Raw genomic sequence first — 22,506 nt, 5'->3', positions numbered from 1 at the left:
CGCCGCATTTAAAGTTCAACCGGGTAAAGATGCGGCCAGCGTGATGCGGCCGCCGCAACCATCGGGCTTGAAGCCGGTGGATTGCGGGTTGGGGCAAACCTCGGTTTGCGATTGAAGCGAGGTTCAGCGGGCGTATATGGCAGGCAGGGGCAGATCAGGCGATAGAATCGAACCATCCTTCAGCGGGCGCGAGCGCCGCGACGATGGCGATGATTTCGCGCTCGGCGCCGATGACCGGGTCGCCGGCGGCGGACGCCCCGTCAAGCGCACGGCGCAGAAGTCCGCCACGCGCCGCGAACCGGCCGCAAGGCGCGAACCCGATTCCGCCCGCTATGAGGATGACTACGACGACGAGCCGCGCTACCGCGAGCCGACGCGCCGCCGCAATAGCGGTGGCGGTAATGGCAGCAAGCGCCGGCGGCCGGAGCGCGAGAGCCTCGGCTTCTTCGGCCTCATCCGCCGCATGGTCTATTGGTGCATCGTGCTCGGCATATGGGCCGGCATCGGGGTCACCGGCCTGGTCGTCTATTACGGCTCGCGCATGCCGAGCGCCAGCAGCTGGGAGATTCCCGCCCGCCCGCCCAACGTCAAGATCACCTCGGTCGATGGCAGCGTGATCGCCAATCGCGGCGCCACCGGCGGCGAAGCCTTGGCGCTGGAAGACATGTCGCCTTATATCCCCGAAGCGATCGTCGCCATCGAGGACCGGCGCTTCTATTCGCATTATGGCGTCGATCCGCTCGGCCTCGCCCGCGCCTTCGTCACCAACCTGACCTCGGGCCACATGGTGCAGGGCGGCTCGACGCTGACGCAGCAGCTCGCCAAGAACCTCTTCCTCTCGCCTGACCGCACTTTAGAGCGTAAAGTCCAGGAAGTGCTGCTCTCCTTCTGGCTCGAGCAGAAATATACCAAGGACCAGATCCTTGCGATGTATCTCAACCGCGTCTTCTTCGGCTCCAACGCCTATGGCGTCGAGGCTGCCTCGCGGCGCTATTTCAACAAGTCGGCGCGCGATGTGAACCTCGGCGAGGCTGCCCTCCTTGCCGGTCTCGTCAAGGCGCCGTCGCGCCTGTCGCCGGCGCGTGATCCGCAGGCCGCCAACGACCGCGCCCAGGTGGTGCTGCAGGCCATGCGCGACCAGGGCATGATCTCCGACGACGAGGTCAAGACCGCGATGTCGCAGACACCCGCCAAGGCCAAGCGCTATTGGGATGGCGCCGGTCATTATGTAGCCGACATGGTCATGGATGAGCTTCCCGCGCTGATCGGCGACGTCAAGGAAGACATCGTCGTCGATACCACCATCGACAAGACGCTGGAAAAGCGCGCAGAACAATCGCTCAACGATGTACTCGGCAAGGACGGTGCCAAGCTCGATGCCTCGCAGGCAGCGCTCGTCTCGATCGACGGCACCGGCGCGATCCGCGCGCTTGTCGGCGGCCGCGATTATGCCGACAGCCAGTTCAACCGCGCGGTCAAGGCCAAGCGCCAGCCGGGCTCCTCCTTCAAGCCTTTCGTCTATGCGGCGGCGCTCGAAAAAGGCCTGACGCCGTTCTCGGTCTTCAACGACGCGCCCATCCGCATCGGCGACTGGACGCCGGAGAATTACGAGAAGAAGTACAATGGCGAGGTGACACTGGCGACAGCGCTTGCGAAATCGCTGAACACGGTCGCCGCCCAGCTGGTCATGTATGACGGCCCCGATCAGGTCATCAAGCTCGCCCACCGCCTGGGTATCGAGAGCGAGCTGCAGTCCAACGCCTCGATCGCGCTCGGCACCTCGGAAGTGTCGCTGACGGAACTCACCGGCGCCTACGCCGCCTTCATGAACGGCGGCTACAAGGCGACGCCGCATGTCATTCGCCGCGTGACGACGGCCGATGGCAGCAAGGTTCTCTACGAAAACACCTATGACAACCCGCCGCGCGTTCTCTCCGAGGCGGTCGCCGCCAACATGAACGCGATGATGATCGGCGTCGTCGAGCAGGGAACGGGCAAGGCCGCGAAGATCCCCGGCTGGCAGGTCGCCGGCAAGAGCGGAACGACGCAGAATTCACGCGATGCTCTCTTCGTCGGCTTTACCAGCAATCTCACGACGGGCGTCTGGTTCGGCAACGACGACGGCAAGCCGATGAAGAAGGTCACCGGTGGTGGTCTTCCGGCCAAGGCCTGGCAGGAATTCATGGTCGCCGCCCACAAGGGCCTGTCGCCTGCGCCGCTCTTCGGCAACGGCCAGTTCGTCAATCCGGCCGCTCCCATCGATAACGGCCAGCCGATGGCGTCGAACGATCCAAACATGCAGGGCGGCATGCCAAACGACATGAATGGCAACATGACCGGCTCGACCGGGGGCATGCAGCCACCCGTCGAGGATCAGGGCACCATCGGCAGCATCATTTCGGGCGTCTTCGGTGGCGGTGGCAACGACCAGCGGAGCCAGTATCCGCAGGCGCCGGTGCGCCGCGGTGGCCAGCAGCAGCCTCCGGTTTATGGTGGTCCCGTACCGCCCGCCGATGTCACTCAGGACGAGGGTTATGGCTATGGAAATGCGCTGCCGCCGGGCGATGTCGGGGGTGGTCCGCAGCACCAGCCGTACCAGCCGCGCCGCACCACGCTTCTCGACCTGATCATGGGTGAGTAAACACTTTGCCGCGCAACAAAAAACGTGCCTTCGGGCGCGCGGCGAAAATTAATTGCTGTTGGCTTCTTTTGCTGGTTTTCAGGACATTTCCCGCCTTGCAGTCGCGAAAACCCGTCCTTATATACGCCGCATCACCGCAATCACGATTGCGTCAAACGTAGAGACCCATCCCGTAAGGGGCTGTCATCGAAATGCCTTCCCGGGGTTCAGACAGCTTGCTTCAAGGAGTAAATGACATGGCAAAAGTAATTGGTATCGACCTTGGAACGACAAATTCCTGCGTCGCTGTCATGGACGGCAAGGACGCAAAGGTCATCGAGAACGCCGAAGGTGCGCGCACCACGCCTTCGATCGTTGCATTTTCCGAAGATGGCGAGCGCCTCGTCGGTCAGCCGGCCAAGCGCCAGGCAGTCACCAACCCAACGGACACGCTGTTCGCAGTGAAGCGCCTCATCGGCCGCCGCTACGACGATCCGACGGTTGAAAAGGACAAGGGCCTCGTTCCCTTCGAGATCACCAAGGGCGACAATGGCGACGCATGGGTCAAGGCCCGCGGCACCGGCTATTCGCCTGCCCAGATCTCCGCGATGATCCTTCAGAAGATGAAGGAAACCGCTGAATCCTACCTCGGTGAAAAGGTCGAAAAGGCCGTCATCACCGTTCCCGCATACTTCAACGACGCACAGCGCCAGGCAACCAAGGATGCCGGCCGTATCGCTGGTCTCGAAGTTCTGCGCATCATCAACGAGCCGACGGCGGCAGCGCTTGCCTACGGTCTCGACAAGAAGGACGGCAAGACCATCGCCGTTTACGACTTGGGTGGCGGTACCTTCGATATCTCGATCCTCGAAATCGGCGACGGCGTCTTCGAAGTGAAGTCCACCAACGGCGATACCTTCCTCGGCGGTGAAGACTTCGACATGCGTCTCGTCGAATACCTCGTTGCCGAGTTCAAGAAGGACAACGGCATCGACCTGAAGGGCGACAAGCTTGCTCTGCAGCGCCTCAAGGAAGCTGCTGAAAAGGCCAAGATCGAACTGTCTTCGTCGCAGCAGACCGAAATCAACCTGCCGTTCATCACGGCCGATGCAACCGGTCCGAAGCACCTGACGCTGAAGCTGACCCGTGCCAAGCTCGAAAGCCTGGTTGACGATCTCGTCCAGCGCACCATCGCGCCGTGCAAGGCAGCCCTCAAGGATGCCGGCGTAACGCCAGCCGAGATCGACGAAGTCGTTCTGGTCGGTGGCATGAGCCGCATGCCGAAGGTGCAGGAAGTCGTCAAGCAGCTGTTCGGCAAGGAGCCGCACAAGGGCGTCAACCCGGATGAAGTCGTCGCTCTCGGCGCCGCCATCCAGGCCGGCGTTCTCCAGGGCGACGTCAAGGACGTTCTGCTCCTCGACGTAACCCCGCTGTCTCTCGGCATCGAAACGCTGGGTGGCGTCTTCACCCGTCTGATCGAGCGTAACACCACGATCCCGACGAAGAAGAGCCAGACCTTCTCGACCGCCGACGACAACCAGTCCGCCGTCACCATCCGCGTTTCGCAGGGCGAGCGCGAAATGGCCCAGGACAACAAGCTGCTCGGCCAGTTCGACCTCGTTGGCCTGCCGCCGGCACCGCGTGGCGTTCCGCAGATCGAAGTCACCTTCGATATCGACGCCAACGGCATCGTGCAGGTTTCGGCCAAGGACAAGGGCACCGGCAAGGAACAGCAGATCCGCATCCAGGCCTCCGGTGGTCTCTCCGACGCCGACATCGAAAAGATGGTCAAGGACGCCGAAGCCAATGCTGAAGCCGACAAGAAGCGTCGCGAAGGCGTTGAAGCCAAGAACCAGGCCGAAAGCCTGATCCACTCCAGCGAGAAGTCGCTGAAGGATTACGGCGACAAGGTCACCGAGGCCGATCGCACCGCGATCTCCGACGCGATTGCCGCTCTGAAGACCTCCGTCGAGGCAACCGAGCCGGACGCCGAGGACATCAAGGCGAAGACCCAGACCCTCATGGAAGTGTCCATGAAGCTCGGTCAGGCGATCTACGAAGCGCAGCAGGCTGAAGGTGGCGCGGAAGACGCTTCCGCCGAAGCCGGCGATGACAATGTCGTCGATGCCGACTACGAAGAAGTCAAGGACGACGACCGCAAGAAGTCCGCGTAAGCGGCTCGCAACGGTCACGTTTGAAACTGACATTCCGGCTGCTCACCATGGCAGCCGGAAATCCATTTCCGGGGTCTGATCCTTAATGGCAAAAGCCGATTTTTACGAAACGCTGGGTGTCGCCAAGACGGCTGACGAAAAAGAGCTGAAGAGCGCTTTCCGCAAGCTGGCGATGAAATACCATCCGGACAAGAATCCCGATGATCATACCGCCGAGCAGAAGTTCAAGGAAATCAACGAAGCCTACGAGACGCTGAAGGACCCGCAGAAGCGCGCGGCCTATGACCGCTACGGTCACGCAGCCTTCGAACATGGCGGCATGGGCGGCGGTGGCGGCGGTTTCGCTGGCGGCGGCTTCTCCGATATCTTCGAGGATATTTTCGGCGAGATGATGGGCGGCGGCCGCGCAAGGCAGCGCTCGTCCGGCGGTCGCGAACGTGGCGCCGATCTTCGCTACAACATGGAAATTTCGCTGGAGGAATCCTTCTCCGGCAAGACGGCGCAGATCCGGGTTCCGACCTCGATCACCTGCGACGTCTGTTCGGGCTCCGGCGCCAAGCCCGGCACCCAGCCGAAGACCTGCGGCACCTGCCAGGGCTCCGGCCGCGTGCGCGCCGCACAGGGCTTCTTCTCCGTCGAGCGCACCTGCCCGACCTGCCATGGCCGCGGCCAGATCATTCCCGATCCCTGCACCAAGTGCCACGGCCAGGGCCGCGTCACGGAAGAGCGTTCGCTCTCGGTCAACATCCCGGCCGGCATCGAGGACGGCACCCGCATCCGCCTGCAGGGCGAGGGCGAGGCCGGCATGCGCGGTGGCCCGGCGGGCGATCTCTATATCTTCCTGTCGGTCAAGCCGCACGAGTTCTACCAGCGCGACGGAGCCGATCTCTACTGCGCCATCCCGATCTCGATGACGACGGCTGCCCTTGGCGGCACCTTCGATGTGGCCACGCTCGACGGCACCAAGTCGCGCGTCACCGTTCCCGAGGGAACCCAGGCCGGCAAGCAGTTCCGCCTGAAGGGCAAGGGCATGCCGGTGCTGCGCTCCAGCCAGACCGGCGATCTCTACATCCAGATCCAGATCGAGACCCCTCAGAAGCTCTCCAAGCGCCAGCGCGAACTGCTGCAGGAATTCGAGGAGCTGTCGTCGAAGGAGAACAATCCGGAATCGACGGGCTTCTTCGCCCGCATGAAGGAATTCTTCGAGGGCTGATCTAAGACACTCAGTAAAAATTCAGGGGCCCGGTTGTTCGCAACCGGGCTTTTCTATTTTTGCATAGGGATAAACATATATTTTGCGGACGAAGAGACTCGACAATTCTATTGCCAGTCCCTTTATTAGATATGTTACATTCATTCTGTATTGGGCCTCGAAAAGGTTCTAGACTTGCATTCCCTTTGGTAGCCTGTCCCGAGGTTGATTTGGAACGCCGTCTCGCAGCTATTCTCGCAGTGGATATTGTCGGCTACAGCCGAATGATGGGTGCCGATGAGCGGGGGACCTTGGATGCGGTCAAGCTCTGCCGCGGCGAGGTCATCGATCCCAGGATCGCCAATGCTCGTGGCCGTGTGGTCAAGCACACCGGCGATGGCATGCTCGTGGAGTTCTCCAGCATCGTCAACGCGGTCTCCTGCGCCAACGACGTCCAGCAGGCGATGGCGGCGCGCAACACGGCGCTCCCTGAAGAGCGGCGCATTGAATTCCGCATGGGCATCCATCTCGGCGACGTCATCGTCGAGGACAACGATATCTTCGGCGATGGCGTCAATGTCGCCGCCAGGCTTGAGGCGATCTGCGCGCCCGGCGGCGTGGCGATCTCGGCGTCGGCCCGCGATCACGTCGGCAGCCGGCTCGATCTGTCATTCCAGGATCTCGGCCTGTTCACGCTGAAGAACATCGAACAGCCGGTGCAGGTCTACGCGATCTCGGCAAAGCGCGCTCTGCCGCTGAAGGTCAATGCGGCGGCACTGGCAGCCGCCAAGGAGAAGCAGAAGCCGCTGGTCGCGGTGCTGCCCTTCTCCAACATGAGCGGCGACCCCGAGCAGGAGTATTTCTCCGACGGCATCACCGAGGACATCATCACGGATCTGTCGAAGATCTCCAATCTCTACGTCGTCGCTCGCAACACCGCCTTCACCTACAAGGGCAAGTCGGTGCAGGTGAAGCAGGCGGCAGCCGAGCTCGGCGTCCACTTCGTGCTGCAGGGCAGCGTGCGCAAGGCCGGCCAGCGGGTGCGCATCACCGGCCAGCTGATCGACGCGCGCAACGGCGCCCATCTCTGGGCCGATCGTTTCGACCGCGACCTGACCGATATCTTCGCCGTGCAGGATGAGATCACCCACGCGATCGTCGACCAGTTGAAGATCAAGCTGCTGCCGGAAGAGCAGGAAGCGATCGCCGCCGCGCCGACGACGAACGTCGAGGCTTACACCTATTATCTGCGCGGCCGGCAGTTCTCGCACTCCTGGACCCGGCATTACCTGCTGATGGCGCGCCGCATGTTTGCGACGGCGGTGGCGCTCGACCCGAATTACGCCCAGGCCTATGCCGGCATCGCCGATTGCGAATCGACGCTGCGCGACTGGCACGCAGGCGAATACACGCTGAAGGGCATTCTGGAGCTCACCGCCAAGGCGCTGGCGCTCGATCCCAATCTCGCCGAGGCCCACGCCTCGCGCGGCTTGGCGCTGCATCAGGACGGCCGCGACGGTGAGGCGCTGGTGGAGTTCGAAAAGGCGCTGGCGCTGGAGCCCGATCTCTATGAGGCGAACTTTCACTACGGCCGCTTCCTGTTCATGCAGGGCAAGTTCGAGGGCGCCATCACCTTCTTCACCCGCGCCAGCGAAATCCGGCCGGACGATTATCTCTCGCCGATCCATCTGACGAGCGCCTGCCGATCGCTGGGGCTGTCGCGCGAGAGCGAGCACTGGGCGAGCGTCGGGCTGGAGCGCGCCGAGCGGGCGCTGGAGCTGCATCCCGAAAACGCCGGCCCCGCCCATCGCGGCGCGCTGGCGCTCGCCCATATGGGCCGCTTCGACGAGGCGCGCGAATGGGTCAAGCGCGCCCAGCTGCTCGATCCCGATGATATCGTCGCGCAGTACAACGTCGCCTGCGTCCACGCGCTGATTGGCGAATGCGACCAGGCGCTCGACATCCTCGAGGCGCTCTTGCCGCAATCATCCTGCTACCAGATCCTCTGGTTCAGCAATGATTCCGACCTCGATGCGGTGCGCGGCCACCCGCGTTTCCAGGCGATGCTCGACGCCATCGCTGCCTGCACCTTCCATCAGGACGGGTTCCGGGTCGCATCCGAATAACGTGCAGGTAGAGTGCAACCGCGCAGGCGCTTCATTCCGGGACAGGGTGTGGCAGCCGCAATATTCGCGTTAACGCAAGCAATGAAAGCCGCTTTGCAGCGATCGCGAATATATTCAATATGCTCGAAGGGGAATACACACACACTCACACACCGAGAGCAACTTCCATGACGGTAGCCGCTTTGTCCTTGCATGCTGATGATGTCGATGTACTCGCGGGCGCGCTGTACACCTGGTGCGCGGAGCGCAATATCAAGCTCCTGAGCCAGCAGGGCCTGTCGATCGCCAATATCGCGATCGATCTCTATCATGCCGGTCATCAGACGCAGGATCAGCTGCTGGTCGCTTTGCACGACTGCGATTTTCACTAACCGCTACACCCGGCCGGTCACGTCACGCCCAAATCTCAGGCGTAGACGTCTTCACCCGACATCAGCGTCACGATGGTCATGACGGCTTCCTTGCCAGCGGTCGAGCGCAGCTTGTCGTAGGTCACGGCAAGCTCGTAGGCCTCGGCACTGAGGCCCGGCCGCGACGTCGTATCCGCACCCTCGAACAGCGCCGAGATATCGACGCCGAGAAAAACCGCGATCTGGTGCAGCTTGCTCGCCGAAACGCGGTTGGTACCCTTCTCGTATTTCTGGATCTGCTGAAACGTCAGCCCGAGCGCCTCTCCAAGTTCCAGCTGGGAGATGCGTCGCTTGGCGCGCAACGTCCTGACGTTCTGGCCGACAATAATATCCACCGGATCTGGCACTTTGATAGTTCCCGTTCATTTCATTAAATTTATCTGAACACTATGCCGAGGTTTTTAAATATCTCAACCCGAGAGTTGCAAATTTCAACCAGCTTTTTGGCTGATTTTTAGGCTATTTTTGTAAATAAAGAAGATGAAATATACCTGGACGTGCATAAAATACATAAAACTAGTTTACGGGTGTGCTTGCGGTTACTGCGGGGAGCTGTTTTTCGCTTTCGCTAGACATGGCCGCTCGGCGGAACATGCACATCAGCCTCCCGCGACCGCGCCGCGGGCTTGACCGCCGCGTATGCGAAGCCTATTTTAGAATTATTCTAAAAGAGGCCAGCATGCTCAAACGTATTTTCAGATCACCCAAGCGTTCTTTCGACAGCCTGTCCGAGCAGGAGATCCTGGCGCTCGCCATCGGCTCCGAGGAAGACGACGCGCGCATCTATTTCGCCTATGCCGACCGCCTGCGCAATGATTATCCGGCTTCGGCCAAGGTTTTCGAGGAGATGGCGGAAGTCGAGAACACCCACCGCAATTCGCTGATAACGCTCTACCGTGAGCGCTTCGGCGAGCGCATCACGCTGATCCGCCGCGAGCATGTCGAGGGCTTCTACGAGCGCAAGCCGGACTGGCTGCGCGCCAACCTGTCACTGGAGAAGATCCGTCAGGAAGCCGAGGCCATGGAGAACCAGGCTTACCGCTTCTACATCGAGGCCGCCGGCCGCGTCAGCGATGCCTCGACGCGGCAATTGCTCGGCGATCTGGCGCTGGCAGAGCAGGGGCATGAGGACATCACCCGCATGCTCGGCGACAAGCACACGCCCGAGGACGTGCGCAAGGAAGAGGACCAGAAGAACCGCCGCCAGTTCGTGCTCACCTATGTGCAGCCCGGTCTCGCCGGCCTGATGGATGGCTCCGTCTCGACGCTCGCGCCGATCTTCGCCGCGGCCTTTGCGACGCAGGATACCTGGCAGACCTTCCTCGTCGGCCTCTCGGCCTCCGTCGGCGCCGGCATCTCCATGGGCTTCACCGAAGCCGCTCACGACGACGGCAAGATCTCCGGCCGTGGCTCGCCCATCAAGCGCGGCCTCTCCTGCGGCGTCATGACGGCGCTCGGCGGCCTCGGCCACACGCTGCCCTACCTGATCTCCGATTTCTGGACGGCGACCACGCTGGCGGTCATCATCGCCATCTTCGAACTCTGGGCCATCGCCTTCATCCAGAACCGCTTCATGGAAACCCCCTTCCTGCGCGCCGCCTTCCAGGTCGTCGTCGGCGGCGGACTGGTGCTGGGCGCGGGTATCTTGATCGGCAGCGGCTGACACGGACGGCGTGAGACCGCGACCGAAGCGCCCTCCCCCATGCCTGTCACGGGCATAGGCCAAGGATAAGCGGGCGCTTCGCGATATCGAACAGAAGAACGGAAAAGGGCGACCCTGCGGCCGCCCTTCTTCTTTATTTCAGGTGCTTGATTACTGCTGGTTCTGGCCGCAGTTGGGGTCGCCCGGCTGGCAGACCGGCGGACGGCGGCGGTCGTGGTCGCGACGATCCGGGCCACGATCGAAGCCCGGCTGTCCGGGTTGGCCGGGCTGACCTGGCTGGCCGGCCTGTCCTCCCTGGCCGCCTCGGCCACCCTCGCCACGCCGGCCGGGCTGGCCCGGTTGACCGGGTTGGCCGGGCATGCCGGCGCGGCCGGACTGATCGTCAAACTGCGGCGGGCGGCCCGGACGGCCACCATTGTCCTGGCGCGGATCGGGGCCACGGCCAAAATCGGGACCGCGACCGGGGCCACGGTCGAAATTGGGCTGGCCATTGTCGAAGCCGGGACGCGGGCGATTGTTGTCGTAACCCGGGCGGTTGTAATCGTAACCAGGGCGCGGGCGGCCTGGATTGTCGAAGCCAGGACCGGGCGGCGGGCGGACGGCTGCCGGGCGGTCATAGACCGGGTTGCGGCGCCAGCGGTCGCGCTGGCCGTAGAAGGACCGATCGCGGTAGTAGCGATCCCAGTAATTGCCGACGCTGAAGACGACCGTCGGGATGCCGAGCGGGCGGTAATATTGCGGATCGACATAGACGCGGCGCTGCTGATAGAGCGCCTGCACATAGCGGCCGGCGACCCAGCCGCGACCATTGTAGAACTCGACATCGCACCAGGGCACATCGGCAAGGCAGCCGTGGATTTCGACGGATTCGCCGGCGGGAATGACGGTTACGGCAGGATACTGCGTGCTCGGGCCGGCGCGCATGTTGACGTTGGCGGTCGCGAACCCTTCGGCGGCCTGAGCTGCCACCGGGGCCAGCAACAAGGCTGCGACGGCGGTGATCTTCATCAATGTGGTCTTCACGCTTGCACTCCCTAGATAGAGCGGCCGAAACGCCGCCCCTTCAGAAAACTTTCGGGCTTATCGCCTTATCAAGACAACAGTGAACAGCTTCCCGGCCAAAGTTTGGCGAGAGTGATTCAACTTTTCTTTCAATGACTTATAGCATCCGCTGATGAACGCAGCTTGAACGGTTCTAGCGCCAGGGCCTTGAAAAGCGGCGGCGCAATCACGATATCTTGGTCATCGGATGCAGTCGTCGATCGCCAAGCCGCACCATGGAGCGCCGGTTGATCGACATGACAGTCGCGAGATTATCGTTAACGCTCCGTTAACCTTTCGCGGGCAGTCTGACTGCAATATTCGCTTTCACTTTGACCACGGATGTACTGGCACTGATGCGAAGCGAATGACGAAAGGCCGGTTTCAACCCGGCCTTTTTGTTCCTCTGGCGCCCCGATCTTTAAAAATCGGTGCGCCTTTTTCATTTCATCGACGCCGATTACGCCGCCAGCGCTTCCATGATGCGGATCCAGGAGCGGATGCCCTTGTGATAGGACGTCAGCTCGTACTTCTCGTTGGGAGAATGGATGCGGTCGTCGCTGAGGCCGAAGCCGACCAGCAGCGATTCCATGCCGAGCATCTTCTGGAAATCGCCGACGATCGGGATCGAGCCGCCCATGCCGATGACGACGGCGGGCTTTGGCCATTCGTCGGAGAGCGCCGTCTTTGCTTTCGTCAGAACAGGCGAATCATAGGAGAGATGGATGGCCGGCGAGCCGCCATGCGGGTGGAACTCGACCGAGCAATCGGCGGGGAGTTTCGAGCGCACGTAAGCGCGGAAGCTGTCGCGGATGGCGGCCGGGTCCTGCGTGCCGACGAGGCGGAAGGAGACCTTGGCCGACGCCTTTGCGGCGATCACGGTCTTGAAGCCTTCGCCGGTATAGCCGCCCCAGATGCCGTTGACTTCGGCGGTCGGGCGGGCCCAGGTGAGTTCCAGCACCGAGCGGCCCTTCTCGCCTGACGGAACCGACAGGCCGACCTCGCCGAGGAAGCCCTCGGTGGTGAGCCCCAGCGTTTCCCAGGAAGCCTTGATGTTTTCAGGGGTTTCCTCGACGCCGTTATAGAAGCCATCCAGCGTGATGCGGCCGGTGTCGTCGTGCAGGCCGGCAAGGATCTTCGTCAGGATATGGATCGGGTTGGCGGCGGCACCGCCGAAGAGGCCGGAATGCAGATCGCGGTCGGCAGCGGTGACGACCACTTCTTCACCGACGAGGCCGCGCAGGGCGGCTGCGATCGCCGGCGTGTCGCGGTCCCACATGCTGGTATCGCAGACCAGCGCATAGTCGGCCTTGAGCTCGGCGGCATTGGCCTCGAGGAATGGCTTCAGCGATGGTGAGCCGGATTCTTCCTCACCCTCGAACAGGATCGTGACGCGCACGGGCAGCGCGCCGTTGATTTCCTTATAGGCGCGGCAGGCTTCGACGAAGGTCATCAGCTGGCCCTTGTCGTCGGCGGTGCCGCGGCCGGTCAGGATCTTGCGGCCAGCCGCTTCCTGCACGGAAGGCTCGAAGGGGTCGTTGTCCCAGAGATCGATCGGATCGACCGGCTGAACGTCATAGTGACCATAGAAGAGCACATGCGGGGCCGAAGAGTTGGCGCCATCGTGATGGGCGACGACCATGGGATGGCCGGGCGTGGTCCGCACCGAGGCGTCGAAACCGATGTCGCGGAGATAGGCCACCAGCCACTCGGCTGCCTTGTGGCAATCATCCTTGTAGGCGGGATCGGTCGAGATCGACTTGATCCGCAACAGCTCGAACAGCTTGTCGAGGCTCGAGGGCAAATTCTGGTCCGCGCGCGCGAGAACCGGTATCAGGTCAGGCATTTCCGACTCCTTCTTGAATTTTTGCCGGACGATAGACCAAAGTATCAGCGCTTTCGAGGTGAAAAACGAAATGCGAGCGCACGCCAGACTCTGCGAGAACATTCGTTCAGAGCAGGGAAAAGTTGCAATTTGCAATTCATAGTTATTTAAGAAGACGCTTGATAACTTCCGGAGATTGGTGCTGGAGGTGGCTGATGTTTACCGTGATCGCCTGTATTCGTGACAATCATGACTGGCGCTTGATCATTGCCGCCGTCGTCGTCTGTTTCATCGGAAATCTCACCGCCATGCTGCTGCTCTTCCGAGCGCAGCAATGCGATCGCGCCCAGCAACGCAACTGGATCATGGCGTCGGCCTTCGCCATCGGCGTCGGCATCTGGGCCACCCACTTCATTTCCATGCTCGCCTATGACGGCGGCTATTCGATCGCATACGGGCTGGGGCTCACCACACTCTCGGTTGTGATCGCCATCGGCGTCTCCTATCTGGCGCTGCTGGTTGCCACCGAGGGCACCAGCCGCTTCGCCTTCGCGCAGGGCGGCGCGCTGATGGCGCTCGGGATCACCGCCATGCACCTCACGGGCATGCAGGCGGTCGAGGGCCAGTTCAACATTCTCTTCAACGCGACGGCGACACTCTCGGCGCTTGTCATCAGCGCAGCGCTCGCGAGCGTTGCCTTCCTGATCTTCCGTTCGCTATCCGGCTCCAAGCGCGTGCTGCTCTCCGCAACCGCAATGGTGCTGGCGATCGCCGCCGCGCATTTCGTGTCGATGAGCTTCATCACGCTGATCCCAGAGCCCGGCCGACAGATGACGGCAGCCATCGTCGAGCCGAAGGCGCTGGCGGGTGTCGTCATGGCGGTCTCGACCGCGCTCATTCTCGCATCGCTTGGCATGGTGTTCCTGGCGAGCCACCTCACCGACCTCAAGGGTCTGGCGAACGCCACGATGGAAGGGCTGCTGGTGCTTTACGAGGGAATGATCCTCGACGCCAACGAGCGCTTTCTCGAGATGTCCGGCTGGCAGCTCAACGAATTGCGCGGCCAGAAACCGGACTTCCTGCTGCTGCCCCCAGGCGGGCTGCAATCCGGCGTCCACCACGAGACGCTTCTGACCACCCACGGCGAGACCGAACTGCCGGTCGAACTCATGCTCCGGCGGATGATCTATCGCGGCCGCAGCTGCGATATCCTTGCCGTGCGCGATCTCACGGAACGCAAGCGCGCCGAGCAGATGATCGAGCATCTGGCCCAGCATGACGTGCTGACCGGGCTTCCGAACCGCTCTCTCTTCGACACGCGTCTCAGGCAAGCAATCCAGGTGGCGCAGCGCAAGCGCGCGCAGGTGGCTGTCTTCTATCTCGATCTCGATCGCTTCAAGGCCGTCAACGACCTGTTCGGCCATGCCGAGGGCGACCGGCTTCTGTGCAAGGTCTCCGCGATCCTGCAGCGCGTGGCCGACGACAGCGCCACCATCGCGCGGCTTGGCGGCGACGAGTTCGCCATCATCCAGAGCGGCAAGTCGCAGCCCGATGGCGCGCGCGGCCTTGCCGACGCGATCCTTGCCGGCGTTGCGGCCGAAATGGACGTCGCCCGCGACCCGACCGCCGTCGGCGTCAGCATCGGCATCGCGGTCTACCCCGCCGATGGCGATACCGGCGAGCTTCTCTGCATCAACGCCGATACCGCGCTCTACCGCGCCAAGCATGCCGGGCGCGGCAAGGCCTGCTTCTTCGACGCGGAGATGGATGCCGCCGTCAAGGCGCGGCGCGAGATCGAAAACGAGCTGCGCCACGCGATCACCCGCAACCAGCTTTTCGTCAACTACCAGCCGATCCTCGACAGCCGCACCGGCAGCATCAGCGGCTACGAGGCGCTGATGCGCTGGAACCGGCCGGGACATGGAAGCTCCGAGCCCGACGTCTTCATCAGAATAGCCGAGGAGAGCGGCATCATCGTGCAGCTCGGCGAATGGGTGCTGCGTCAGGCCTGCACCGAGGCGGCGCGCTGGCCGCAGCCGCTGACGATCGCCGTCAACGTCTCGCCGGTGCAGTTCATGCTGCCCAATCTCTACGACCGGGTGGCCGCCATTCTGCACGAGACCGGGCTTGCGCCGCAGCGGCTGGAGCTTGAAATCACCGAGGCCGCCTTCATCCGTGACCGGGTGGCGACGATCTCGACGCTGATGCGGCTGCATGGTCTCGGCGTCCGCATCGTCATGGACGATTTCGGCACCGGCTTCTCCTCGCTCTCCAACCTAAGGGCGCTGCCCTTCGACAAGATCAAGGTCGACCGCAGCTTTACCGGCATCCTCGAACACGACGCCGCCGCCCGCTCGATCGTGCGCGCCATCATCGGGCTCGGCCACAGCCTTGGCATACAGGTGGTGACGGAGGGCGTGGAAACGGAACTGCAGCGCCAGATCGTGACCAACGAGGGCTGCGAGCAGATGCAGGGGCTGCTTCTCGGCAAACCAGATATCGAGCCGAGCGTGAAGATGGCGGCGCGCGAGAGCTATCTCTCGGCGCATGAGAAGCAGCAGAAGACAGTGCTGCTTTATCCGCAGGTGGTGTCGACGTCGAAGTAGGCGGGCATCATCTAGGGCGGAAGACAAGGCCGGGCGTTTCGGATAGACTGCGCATTCCCGCCGATTTGCCAGACGTTCCGCCGACGACATGACCGATAATCCCGACACCGCTCGCACCGCCATCGATGCTCACGACAAGCTTGAGATCTTCACCGATGGCTGCTGCGAGCCTAGCTCCAGCAATGGCGGTTGGGGCTTTGCCGTCTACCGCGATGGCGTCGAGATCGCATCCGACTGCGGCGGAGCTGGCAAGACGGCCAACAATGCGATGGAGGCGACCGCCGTTCTGGAGGCTGCGAGATGGATCAATGCTCATGCGGCTGAGGCAGTGGTGACGATCTGGTCGGATTCGGTCTATGCCGTGAAGGGCTGCAACGAGTGGCGGCCGATCTGGCGCAACAACGGTTTCAAGAAGATCACCGCCAATAGCCGGCTCAGAAGCCGTGGCATCGCCGATGCCGATCTCTGGAGGGCGATCGACGCGGCACTCTCGGGATCAGCGACGATCACCATTTCATGGTGCAAGGGCCATGCTGGCACCGAGGGGAACGAGCGGGCCGACAGGCTTGCGGATGAAGGCCGGCTGTCGGTCGCGGGGAAAGCCCCGCTCACGCGATCGCGATGATCTCCAGTTCCTGACCGCCGGCATCGACCACATCGCCTACGGCCTTGCCGATCAGCACACGCGCCACCGGCGAGACGTAGGAGATCGATCCCGCCTTCGGATCCGCCTCGTCCTCGCCGACGATGCGATAGGTCTGCACGCGCCCGTCCTCGCGCTCGAAGGTGACGAGGCTGCCGAAGGCGACGGCATCGCTGGACGTAGGCGCGGGCATGAGCTGGGCGGTGCCGAGGCGGGCCGCGAAGTAGCGCGCATCGCGCAACGGCGCGGCACCCTGGCGGCGGCGCTCGTTGATGTCGTCGATCCCCAACGTCGCCTCATAGGCCTCGCGCGCTTGGCTAAGATTGAGCTCCAGCGCCTTCAACCCGGCCTCGGTGACGAGGTTCGGATGCGGCGAGATCGGGCGATCGGGAATGAGCGTTTCCGATGCCGTTTCGAAGCTTTCTTCCTTGGTGAAGGCGACCGCCAATCTCTACTCCATACCGATATCAGGGACGTCTTCGTCCCTTGCTTGTTCGCAACAGCATATACCGGCGCGGCGGCGAGCGCCAACGCCGGCAAGATGCCGCACGATCCGGTTCAGTTCGTTGAGCCGAAGACGACCTCTTCCAGCCATGGATTGGAGAACTTGCGCTCCGGGTCCATGCGTTCGCGCAGGCGGGCGAAGTCGGCCAGTTTCTCGTAGTTCCTGCCGACATGGCGGCGGGTGAAGACCTTGCCCCAGTGCGGCAAGGGCGAGAACGGCGCCAGCGCCTGCTCGATCTCGGCGGCGGCGGCATCGACCGCCGCCTGGTCGCGGACCCAGGTGAAATGGATCGACAGGGTATCGCGATTAAACTGCGGACTCAGCCACAGGCTGTCGGCGGCGACGGTGCGGAGTTCGCCCGATTGCACGAGATGCGCGAATTTCGAACGGATCGACAAGAGCGCTTCGACGGCGGCGGCGCCATGCTTGCGGGGCACGTGGTATTCAGACTGAATCTCGGCGCCGCTGCTTGGCGTAAAACCCATCTTGAAATGCGGCAGCCGATCCGACCAGCGGCCGAAGGCGCCCAGCTGTTCGGTGGCGTTTTCGGCGTCGAGGCCGATGATCGGATGGCGCTTGATGTCGGCATTGACCGCGCCCTGCAGGGCATCGGGATGATTGCCGCTCTTTTCCGTTTCCTTCAGCCAGACCGCACCGGCCTTCTCGCCCCATTGGGTGAAGACGCTGACGCTATAGGCCGCGGCCATGATGGCATCGAGATTGGCGAGCAGCGCATCCCAGCTCAGCCCCTCATACACGTGCTGCGCGACCTGGAATTCCGGCTGGACATCCAGCGTCACGCGGGTAACGACGCCGAGCGCCCCCAGATGAACGACCATGCCTTCGAAATCGACGTCGCCGCGCTTCACCTTCACCAGACTGCCATCGCCGGCGACGAATTCGAGGCCGGAGACCGCCGTCGCCAGATTGCCGTTGCCGTCGCCCGAGCCGTGCGTCGCGGTCGCGATGGCGCCGGCGATCGAGATGTGCGGAAGGGAGGCGAGATTGTGGATCGCAAGCTGGTGGCGCTGCAGGAAGAGCGCCAGCTCGCCGTAAGTGCAATGACCGGCGACCGAGACCTGGCGGCCATTATTCTCGACGACAGGATCGTTCGGCAGGCGCTCGAGCGACATGGCGGAGCTGCCATCGACGATGGCGTTGAACGAGTGGCGCGAGCCGAGCGTCTTTACCGCCGCCGACCGGGCGACGATCGCACTGATTTCCTCGAGCGAGGACGGATAATGGCAGTCCTTGAAACCATAGTGAAAGCTTTCCGCCCAATTGGCGGCAGGCACCTGCGTCATGAGTGAACCTCCTCGAATCCCGCAGGAGTGGTAGCACGACGACGGAGGCGGAGACAAAGGAAACCCTCTTCCCCTCGGCCGCGAATCTCCTAGATTGCGCAGTATTCGCATGAGCTTATCGACGGGGAGGATGGAATGGCGGAGAAGGCGAAGGGTGCCGTTGGCGAGGAAGCCGATGCGTCGCAGTTGATCGACCAGCGGATCGCGGAGCTGACCGACTGGCGCGGCGCGATGCTGGCCAATGCGCGGCGGATCATCCGGGATACCGATCCAGAGGTGATCGAGACGTGGAAGTGGCGCGGCGTTCCTGTGTGGGAGCGTTCCGGCATCATCTGCACCGGCGAGACCTACAAGACCGCCGTGAAACTGACCTTCGCCAAGGGCGCATCGCTCGATGATCCCTCCCGCCTGTTCAACGCCAGCCTCGAGGGCAATGCCCGGCGCGCCATCGACTTTCACGAAGGAGACACGATCGACGCGCCGGCGCTTACGGCACTCGTGCGGGCGGCGATCGCGCTGAACATGACGAAGACCACGAAGAAACCGAAGGGCGGTTGAGCGGGCGGGCAGCCAAGCCACCCGCCGAACACATGTTGCGGAGGATAATCTGATGCCGAAGATCGACGTCGCCACCGTGCCCCGCGTCAAGGGCTCGCCTTATCCGGAGCCGCATGCGGCGGCCTGCGCCGAGCGGATCCGCCAGCGGTTGGGTGACGCCGGCGGGCTTTCCGATTTCGGCATCAACCTGATGCACCTGCCGCCGGGCAACTGGTCGAGCCAGCGGCACTGGCACTCGCATGAGGACGAGTTCGTCTATGTGCTTCAGGGCGAGGTGGTGCTGGTCGAGAATGACGGCGAGACTCAGCTTCGTGCCGGCGATTGCGCGGCGTTTCCGAAGAACACCGGCAACGGCCATCACCTGATCAACCGGTCCGATGCGGTGGCGATCTATCTGGAAATCGGCTCGCGGGACATGGCCGATCTCACCACCTGTTCCGACATCGACATGATGAGCGCCAACGCAGATGGCCGGTTCGTTCACAAGGATGGGAGCCCCTATCCGCAGCCTTAACACCCCTGCCCCGGGCCTTCACCGATGAGAAACGGGGATGCTTAATATTCATTTGTTCATGATTATATGCGACGCATCTCCTACACGGACTTAAGTGGGGAGCACGTTTGCAATGGTTGTTGCGCGCGCATTCGGTACGTCTTCCGCGGATGTGAAACAGCGGGAACTTGAGCGTCTGGCGGCGCTGGAGCAGCTCGACCTGCTCGATTCGCCGCGCGATGAAGGCTTCGAGCGGATCGTTCGGCTGATCAAGGAAGTGTTCACCGTCGACATCGGCCTGGTTTCGCTGATCGACGCGCACCGCCAATGGTATAAGGCCTGCTCCGGTCTCTCGAACAGCGAAGTGCCGCGCGAGGATTCCTTCTGCCGCTTCGTGGTGGACCTCGATACAGCCGTTATCGTGCCCGACGCCACCCGCGACCCGCGCTTTGCCGCCCACCCCGCAGTAACAGGTGAAAATCATATCCGCTTCTATGCCGGCGTTCCGCTGCGCACCAAGAGCGGCCACACCGTCGGAACCGTCTGCGCCATCGATCGCACGGCGCGCTCCTTCGGGCGCAAGGATCTCACCGTTCTGGAGGAGATCGCCGGCGTTGCCATGGACCGCATCGAACTAATGCAATCGGCGGCGACCGACAGCCTGACCGAGGGACTGACGCGCCGCGCATTCAAGGAAGAGACGGACCAGCTGATCGGGGCTGCACTGCGCAACCAGAAAAGCCTCGCCTGCATCGTGCTGGACATCGACCACTTCAAGACCGTCAACGACACGCATGGCCACGCGGCCGGCGACGAGGTGCTGAAGGCCGTGTCTTCGATCTGCCGCTCGGTACTTCGAAGCGGCGACCTGTTCGGCCGCCTTGGTGGCGAGGAATTCGCGATCATCCTGCCCAATGTCGACCGCGAGGGCGCACTCGCCGTTGCCGAGAGACTGCGGGCGGCGATTTCGGCCGAGCCTATCGTCGGCGAGTTCGGTTCGCTTGAGGTGACGGCGAGTTTCGGGATTTCGGCGCTGTCGATCGTCTGCAAGGAGATCGACACGCTGCTGGCCCAGGCGGATGCCGCCATGTACGAGGCCAAGCGCAGCGGCCGCAACCGCTGCCTCTGCTGGCAATCGATCAGCTCGGATCAACCGAGCGGCGCGCGCCGGCGGGTACTGAAGGCCGGCTCGATCCTCTTCAACGACCGTCGCTCGACGATCGACTGCACCATCCGCTCGCTTGGCGCCGACAGCGCCGCACTCTCGGTTTCGAACTCGACGGGAATCCCGGCCGAGTTCGTGCTGATGATCAAGGGCGAAGGCTTCGAGACGCATTGCCGGGTGGTCGCGCAGGACAGGCAAAACCTGGAAGTTGCGTTCCGAGGCTGAGCCGATGGCGCTCAAAGGGCGAAAAAGCGGCGAAATTCGTAAGAATTCGAAACAACTTGTGACTAAGTGGCTCCAAAAGCTGACCTTTTCGTCTTGAAGCTGAAACATAGATATCGGATATTACGTGCACGTTAAGGAAGACGTCATGATCCGTATGATTGAAGATCCCGCCGAATTGGCCGGGGAAGACATCACCGGCAAGTATATCTTGCGGAAATTGAACTACCACTGGTTTGCCTATGGCAAGGCCGGCATCGTGACCGCGTGCAAGGGCACGATCCTTCATATCGATCGCGAAGAGACCGTCTATTCCGAGCGTTGGGGTCGCCGCGCCTACACCGGCAACGGCAAGCGTTATCCCGGCGGCATCTGCCCGATATCGGCCATCGCCTGCGTCTGCGATACGCCGGACGAGGTGAACGCCGTCATTCAACTCGATGTCGAAGCGCAGGACGAGTTCTATCAGCTGATCGCCAAGACCGAAGCGCGCGTGCAGGCTCTGGCCGCATCCTCGCAGAACCAGATCTACCTCGCCGCCGCCGAATAAGGCGCCGGCCCCATCCCGGGTGCTAATCGCGCCGGGACCACACCCAAACCTCAGAGCTTCTTGGCGTTTTCCAGCAAACGACGGATGTATTCGAGCGTCAGTTCGCGCTCGAATGTCTTGAAGCCATCGAACAATGCGAGGTCGGCCTCGCGGGCGGCGAGAACCGCATCGTTTTCCATCATTTTCGCGCGGTCGGTGAGGAACACCAGCTGGGCGCGCTTGTCCGACGGGTGCGGGCGGCGCTCGATCAGGCCATCGCGCTCCATGCGCGACAGTGTGTTGGCCATGGTCGCCTGCTCGATATCGACACGGGCGAGCAGCTGCTTCTGCGTCAGCCCGTCTTCGGCCCAAAGCTCCAGCAGAATCGGAAACTGACCCGGCGAAAAACCCAACCTTGCCGCGCGCTGCTGCAGCGAGCGGGCAAAGCCCTTGGCCAGCTGACTGGCGAGATAGGCTCCCGAGTCCATTCGTTCCGTTCCCATTTTTTCAGTTAGGCGCAAAACCCAGCCACGAGCAATGCAACAAATCGTATGCGATGCTTTGAAAGACAGGCATTCATATTCATACAGCTGGAGATAGTGCAGAAAAACAAAGCCGCCATAGCCTGGAGGTAAGGCTATGGCGGCTTCAAATAGGGGACAAAGGCCCGGAGAGGGGATGAGGCCTTTGTCCAAGTCCAATGCGGCGGGGGACGAGCCGGCAATCAGACCCTCGACGTGATCAATGTCGCGTCGGTGATATTTATTTGTAGTTCCGAATGTGGCTTTTCAAGGGAAAGAAAAGAATTGACTATTACATTTTGGTAACAGTCCGGTGAGCGACTTGTGCGAGACTCACGCGGCGGGCGGCAGGCGCGGGCCGATGAGGCGTTCGAGTTCGGCGAGGCGCTCCTCGATATCGTTGACGGACATCCGGTTTTGATAACTGTCCTGCACGGCGTTGATGACTTCGTTGTACTGGCGCAGGCTGTCGGAGCGGAGTTCCCGAATATGATCGACACTGTCATGCATGACGCTGTCCTGCAGATCCAATCGACGCAAGATCGCTTCCATCTGAAGATCAACGCGGGAACGAAACTGGTTCAGGTCTATTTTGATTTGCCCGAGCTCGGACTTCATTCCGCCGATCTCTATCCTGATCTTCGCGAACTCCTTGTCGTACCGACCCACCGCCTCGACCTGCCGACCGATCTGATTGTTCAACCCCTTCATGCCGTCGATCAACATCGAGAGCTGATTGAAAAAAATATCGCTGCGATTCAGGTTCTCCAGACATTTCGGACTCCCTTTGGCCATCGCCTAATGTACGGGCGAAAAACGCCTGAAACAAGCCGCAGCTATTGAGGGGTTATGGCCGTTTCCGCGCGTTTTCCAGCACTTCCCAAGCATGTGCGCAACGCGCCGGCACCC

At 62.2% G+C, this 22,506-nt stretch carries 19 protein-coding genes; 12 read left to right on the top strand and 7 right to left on the bottom strand.

Annotated features, from left to right (window positions below):
* The first annotated feature begins 136 nt into the window (after nt 1-136).
* The 5 genes from ACVTFQ_RS18945 (at nt 137) to ACVTFQ_RS18925 (ending at nt 8,483) form a co-directional block, all read left to right on the top strand.
* On the top strand, nt 137-2,641 hold the full coding sequence (locus tag ACVTFQ_RS18945; RefSeq protein ID WP_111563161.1) for a PBP1A family penicillin-binding protein: 2,505 nt from the start codon (nt 137-139) through the stop codon (nt 2,639-2,641).
* Nucleotides 2,642-2,877: 236 nt separating this feature from the next.
* A complete protein-coding gene (gene dnaK / locus ACVTFQ_RS18940; RefSeq protein ID WP_018899265.1) occupies nt 2,878-4,794 on the top strand; it encodes a molecular chaperone DnaK in 1,917 nt (638 codons plus the stop codon).
* Between the two features lie 85 nt (nt 4,795-4,879).
* The gene (gene dnaJ, locus ACVTFQ_RS18935) at nt 4,880-6,007 is read left to right on the top strand and encodes a molecular chaperone DnaJ (protein ID WP_018899266.1); all 1,128 of its coding nucleotides are present in this window, start codon (nt 4,880-4,882) and stop codon (nt 6,005-6,007) included.
* A gap of 209 nt (nt 6,008-6,216) precedes the next feature.
* The gene (locus tag ACVTFQ_RS18930) at nt 6,217-8,112 is read left to right on the top strand and encodes a TPR end-of-group domain-containing protein (protein ID WP_111563159.1); all 1,896 of its coding nucleotides are present in this window, start codon (nt 6,217-6,219) and stop codon (nt 8,110-8,112) included.
* 167 nt (nt 8,113-8,279) lie between these two features.
* Nucleotides 8,280-8,483, top strand: coding sequence for a hypothetical protein (locus ACVTFQ_RS18925; protein WP_018899268.1), 204 nt, complete (start codon nt 8,280-8,282; stop codon nt 8,481-8,483).
* A gap of 35 nt (nt 8,484-8,518) precedes the next feature.
* On the opposite strand, the gene ACVTFQ_RS18920 is transcribed toward ACVTFQ_RS18925, so the two are convergent.
* Nucleotides 8,519-8,869: a helix-turn-helix domain-containing protein gene (locus ACVTFQ_RS18920; RefSeq protein WP_026283144.1), complete on the bottom strand. Its 351-nt coding sequence runs from the start codon at nt 8,867-8,869 to the stop codon at nt 8,519-8,521.
* 332 nt (nt 8,870-9,201) lie between these two features.
* Between ACVTFQ_RS18920 and mbfA the strand changes: the two genes are divergently transcribed.
* Complete coding sequence (mbfA, locus tag ACVTFQ_RS18915; protein WP_111563158.1) at nt 9,202-10,185, top strand: iron exporter MbfA; 984 nt, start codon at nt 9,202-9,204, stop codon at nt 10,183-10,185.
* Nucleotides 10,186-10,335: 150 nt separating this feature from the next.
* On the opposite strand, the gene ACVTFQ_RS18910 is transcribed toward mbfA, so the two are convergent.
* Nucleotides 10,336-11,208 carry an SH3 domain-containing protein gene (locus ACVTFQ_RS18910; protein WP_181459275.1) on the bottom strand — a complete coding sequence of 291 codons (873 nt, stop codon included), beginning with the start codon at nt 11,206-11,208 and terminating at the stop codon, nt 10,336-10,338.
* A 478-nt stretch (nt 11,209-11,686) separates the two neighbouring features.
* Nucleotides 11,687-13,072, bottom strand: coding sequence for a dipeptidase (locus tag ACVTFQ_RS18905; RefSeq protein WP_111563260.1), 1,386 nt, complete (start codon nt 13,070-13,072; stop codon nt 11,687-11,689).
* 194 nt (nt 13,073-13,266) lie between these two features.
* Here ACVTFQ_RS18905 and ACVTFQ_RS18900 point away from each other — a divergent pair, with 194 nt between their 5' ends.
* Nucleotides 13,267-15,657 (top strand): bifunctional diguanylate cyclase/phosphodiesterase, encoded by a 2,391-nt coding sequence (locus ACVTFQ_RS18900; protein WP_111563156.1) that lies wholly within the window; start codon nt 13,267-13,269, stop codon nt 15,655-15,657.
* Between the two features lie 88 nt (nt 15,658-15,745).
* A complete protein-coding gene (locus tag ACVTFQ_RS18895) occupies nt 15,746-16,282 on the top strand; it encodes a ribonuclease H family protein (protein ID WP_111563155.1) in 537 nt (178 codons plus the stop codon).
* On the opposite strand, the gene greA is transcribed toward ACVTFQ_RS18895, so the two are convergent.
* The gene (greA, locus tag ACVTFQ_RS18890; RefSeq protein WP_111563154.1) at nt 16,266-16,748 is read right to left on the bottom strand and encodes a transcription elongation factor GreA; all 483 of its coding nucleotides are present in this window, start codon (nt 16,746-16,748) and stop codon (nt 16,266-16,268) included. The genes ACVTFQ_RS18895 and greA overlap by 17 nt on opposite strands.
* A 110-nt stretch (nt 16,749-16,858) precedes the next feature.
* Nucleotides 16,859-18,109 (bottom strand): D-arabinono-1,4-lactone oxidase, encoded by a 1,251-nt coding sequence (locus ACVTFQ_RS18885; RefSeq protein ID WP_111563153.1) that lies wholly within the window; start codon nt 18,107-18,109, stop codon nt 16,859-16,861.
* Between the two features lie 135 nt (nt 18,110-18,244).
* Here ACVTFQ_RS18885 and ACVTFQ_RS18880 point away from each other — a divergent pair, with 135 nt between their 5' ends.
* The 4 genes from ACVTFQ_RS18880 to ACVTFQ_RS18865 all read left to right on the top strand — a co-directional run bounded on the left by ACVTFQ_RS18880 (nt 18,245) and on the right by ACVTFQ_RS18865 (nt 21,097).
* Nucleotides 18,245-18,667: a DUF1801 domain-containing protein gene (locus tag ACVTFQ_RS18880; protein WP_111563152.1), complete on the top strand. Its 423-nt coding sequence runs from the start codon at nt 18,245-18,247 to the stop codon at nt 18,665-18,667.
* Between the two features lie 52 nt (nt 18,668-18,719).
* A complete protein-coding gene (locus tag ACVTFQ_RS18875) occupies nt 18,720-19,181 on the top strand; it encodes a cupin domain-containing protein (RefSeq protein ID WP_112436455.1) in 462 nt (153 codons plus the stop codon).
* A 112-nt stretch (nt 19,182-19,293) separates the two neighbouring features.
* Nucleotides 19,294-20,550 carry a sensor domain-containing diguanylate cyclase gene (locus tag ACVTFQ_RS18870; RefSeq protein ID WP_111563150.1) on the top strand — a complete coding sequence of 419 codons (1,257 nt, stop codon included), beginning with the start codon at nt 19,294-19,296 and terminating at the stop codon, nt 20,548-20,550.
* Nucleotides 20,551-20,695: 145 nt separating this feature from the next.
* Nucleotides 20,696-21,097, top strand: coding sequence for a hypothetical protein (locus ACVTFQ_RS18865; RefSeq protein ID WP_018899252.1), 402 nt, complete (start codon nt 20,696-20,698; stop codon nt 21,095-21,097).
* 50 nt (nt 21,098-21,147) lie between these two features.
* On the opposite strand, the gene ACVTFQ_RS18860 is transcribed toward ACVTFQ_RS18865, so the two are convergent.
* A complete protein-coding gene (locus tag ACVTFQ_RS18860; RefSeq protein WP_111563149.1) occupies nt 21,148-21,564 on the bottom strand; it encodes a MarR family winged helix-turn-helix transcriptional regulator in 417 nt (138 codons plus the stop codon).
* Nucleotides 21,565-21,930: 366 nt separating this feature from the next.
* Nucleotides 21,931-22,392: a hypothetical protein gene (locus tag ACVTFQ_RS18855; RefSeq protein ID WP_111563148.1), complete on the bottom strand. Its 462-nt coding sequence runs from the start codon at nt 22,390-22,392 to the stop codon at nt 21,931-21,933.
* Nucleotides 22,393-22,506 lie beyond the last annotated feature (114 nt).

It is taken from the genome of Rhizobium sp. O111, from assembly GCF_055616315.1.
This window is presented reverse-complemented; position numbering and strand designations above follow the sequence as displayed.

What these genes read in the sequence shown, in the direction of transcription:
- ACVTFQ_RS18945 (WP_111563161.1), top strand. Translation starts at nt 137, where the DNA reads ATGGCAGGCAGGGGCAGATCAGGCGATAGAATCGAACCATCCTTCAGC.
- dnaK (WP_018899265.1), top strand. Translation starts at nt 2,878, where the DNA reads ATGGCAAAAGTAATTGGTATCGACCTTGGAACGACAAATTCCTGCGTC.
- dnaJ (WP_018899266.1), top strand. Translation starts at nt 4,880, where the DNA reads ATGGCAAAAGCCGATTTTTACGAAACGCTGGGTGTCGCCAAGACGGCT.
- ACVTFQ_RS18925 (WP_018899268.1), top strand. Translation starts at nt 8,280, where the DNA reads ATGACGGTAGCCGCTTTGTCCTTGCATGCTGATGATGTCGATGTACTC.
- mbfA (WP_111563158.1), top strand. Translation starts at nt 9,202, where the DNA reads ATGCTCAAACGTATTTTCAGATCACCCAAGCGTTCTTTCGACAGCCTG.
- ACVTFQ_RS18905 (WP_111563260.1), bottom strand. Translation starts at nt 13,072, where the DNA reads ATGCCTGACCTGATACCGGTTCTCGCGCGCGCGGACCAGAATTTGCCC.
- ACVTFQ_RS18900 (WP_111563156.1), top strand. Translation starts at nt 13,267, where the DNA reads ATGTTTACCGTGATCGCCTGTATTCGTGACAATCATGACTGGCGCTTG.
- ACVTFQ_RS18895 (WP_111563155.1), top strand. Translation starts at nt 15,746, where the DNA reads ATGACCGATAATCCCGACACCGCTCGCACCGCCATCGATGCTCACGAC.
- ACVTFQ_RS18885 (WP_111563153.1), bottom strand. Translation starts at nt 18,109, where the DNA reads ATGACGCAGGTGCCTGCCGCCAATTGGGCGGAAAGCTTTCACTATGGT.
- ACVTFQ_RS18880 (WP_111563152.1), top strand. Translation starts at nt 18,245, where the DNA reads ATGGCGGAGAAGGCGAAGGGTGCCGTTGGCGAGGAAGCCGATGCGTCG.
- ACVTFQ_RS18875 (WP_112436455.1), top strand. Translation starts at nt 18,720, where the DNA reads ATGCCGAAGATCGACGTCGCCACCGTGCCCCGCGTCAAGGGCTCGCCT.
- ACVTFQ_RS18870 (WP_111563150.1), top strand. Translation starts at nt 19,294, where the DNA reads ATGGTTGTTGCGCGCGCATTCGGTACGTCTTCCGCGGATGTGAAACAG.
- ACVTFQ_RS18865 (WP_018899252.1), top strand. Translation starts at nt 20,696, where the DNA reads ATGATCCGTATGATTGAAGATCCCGCCGAATTGGCCGGGGAAGACATC.
- ACVTFQ_RS18860 (WP_111563149.1), bottom strand. Translation starts at nt 21,564, where the DNA reads ATGGACTCGGGAGCCTATCTCGCCAGTCAGCTGGCCAAGGGCTTTGCC.
- ACVTFQ_RS18855 (WP_111563148.1), bottom strand. Translation starts at nt 22,392, where the DNA reads ATGGCCAAAGGGAGTCCGAAATGTCTGGAGAACCTGAATCGCAGCGAT.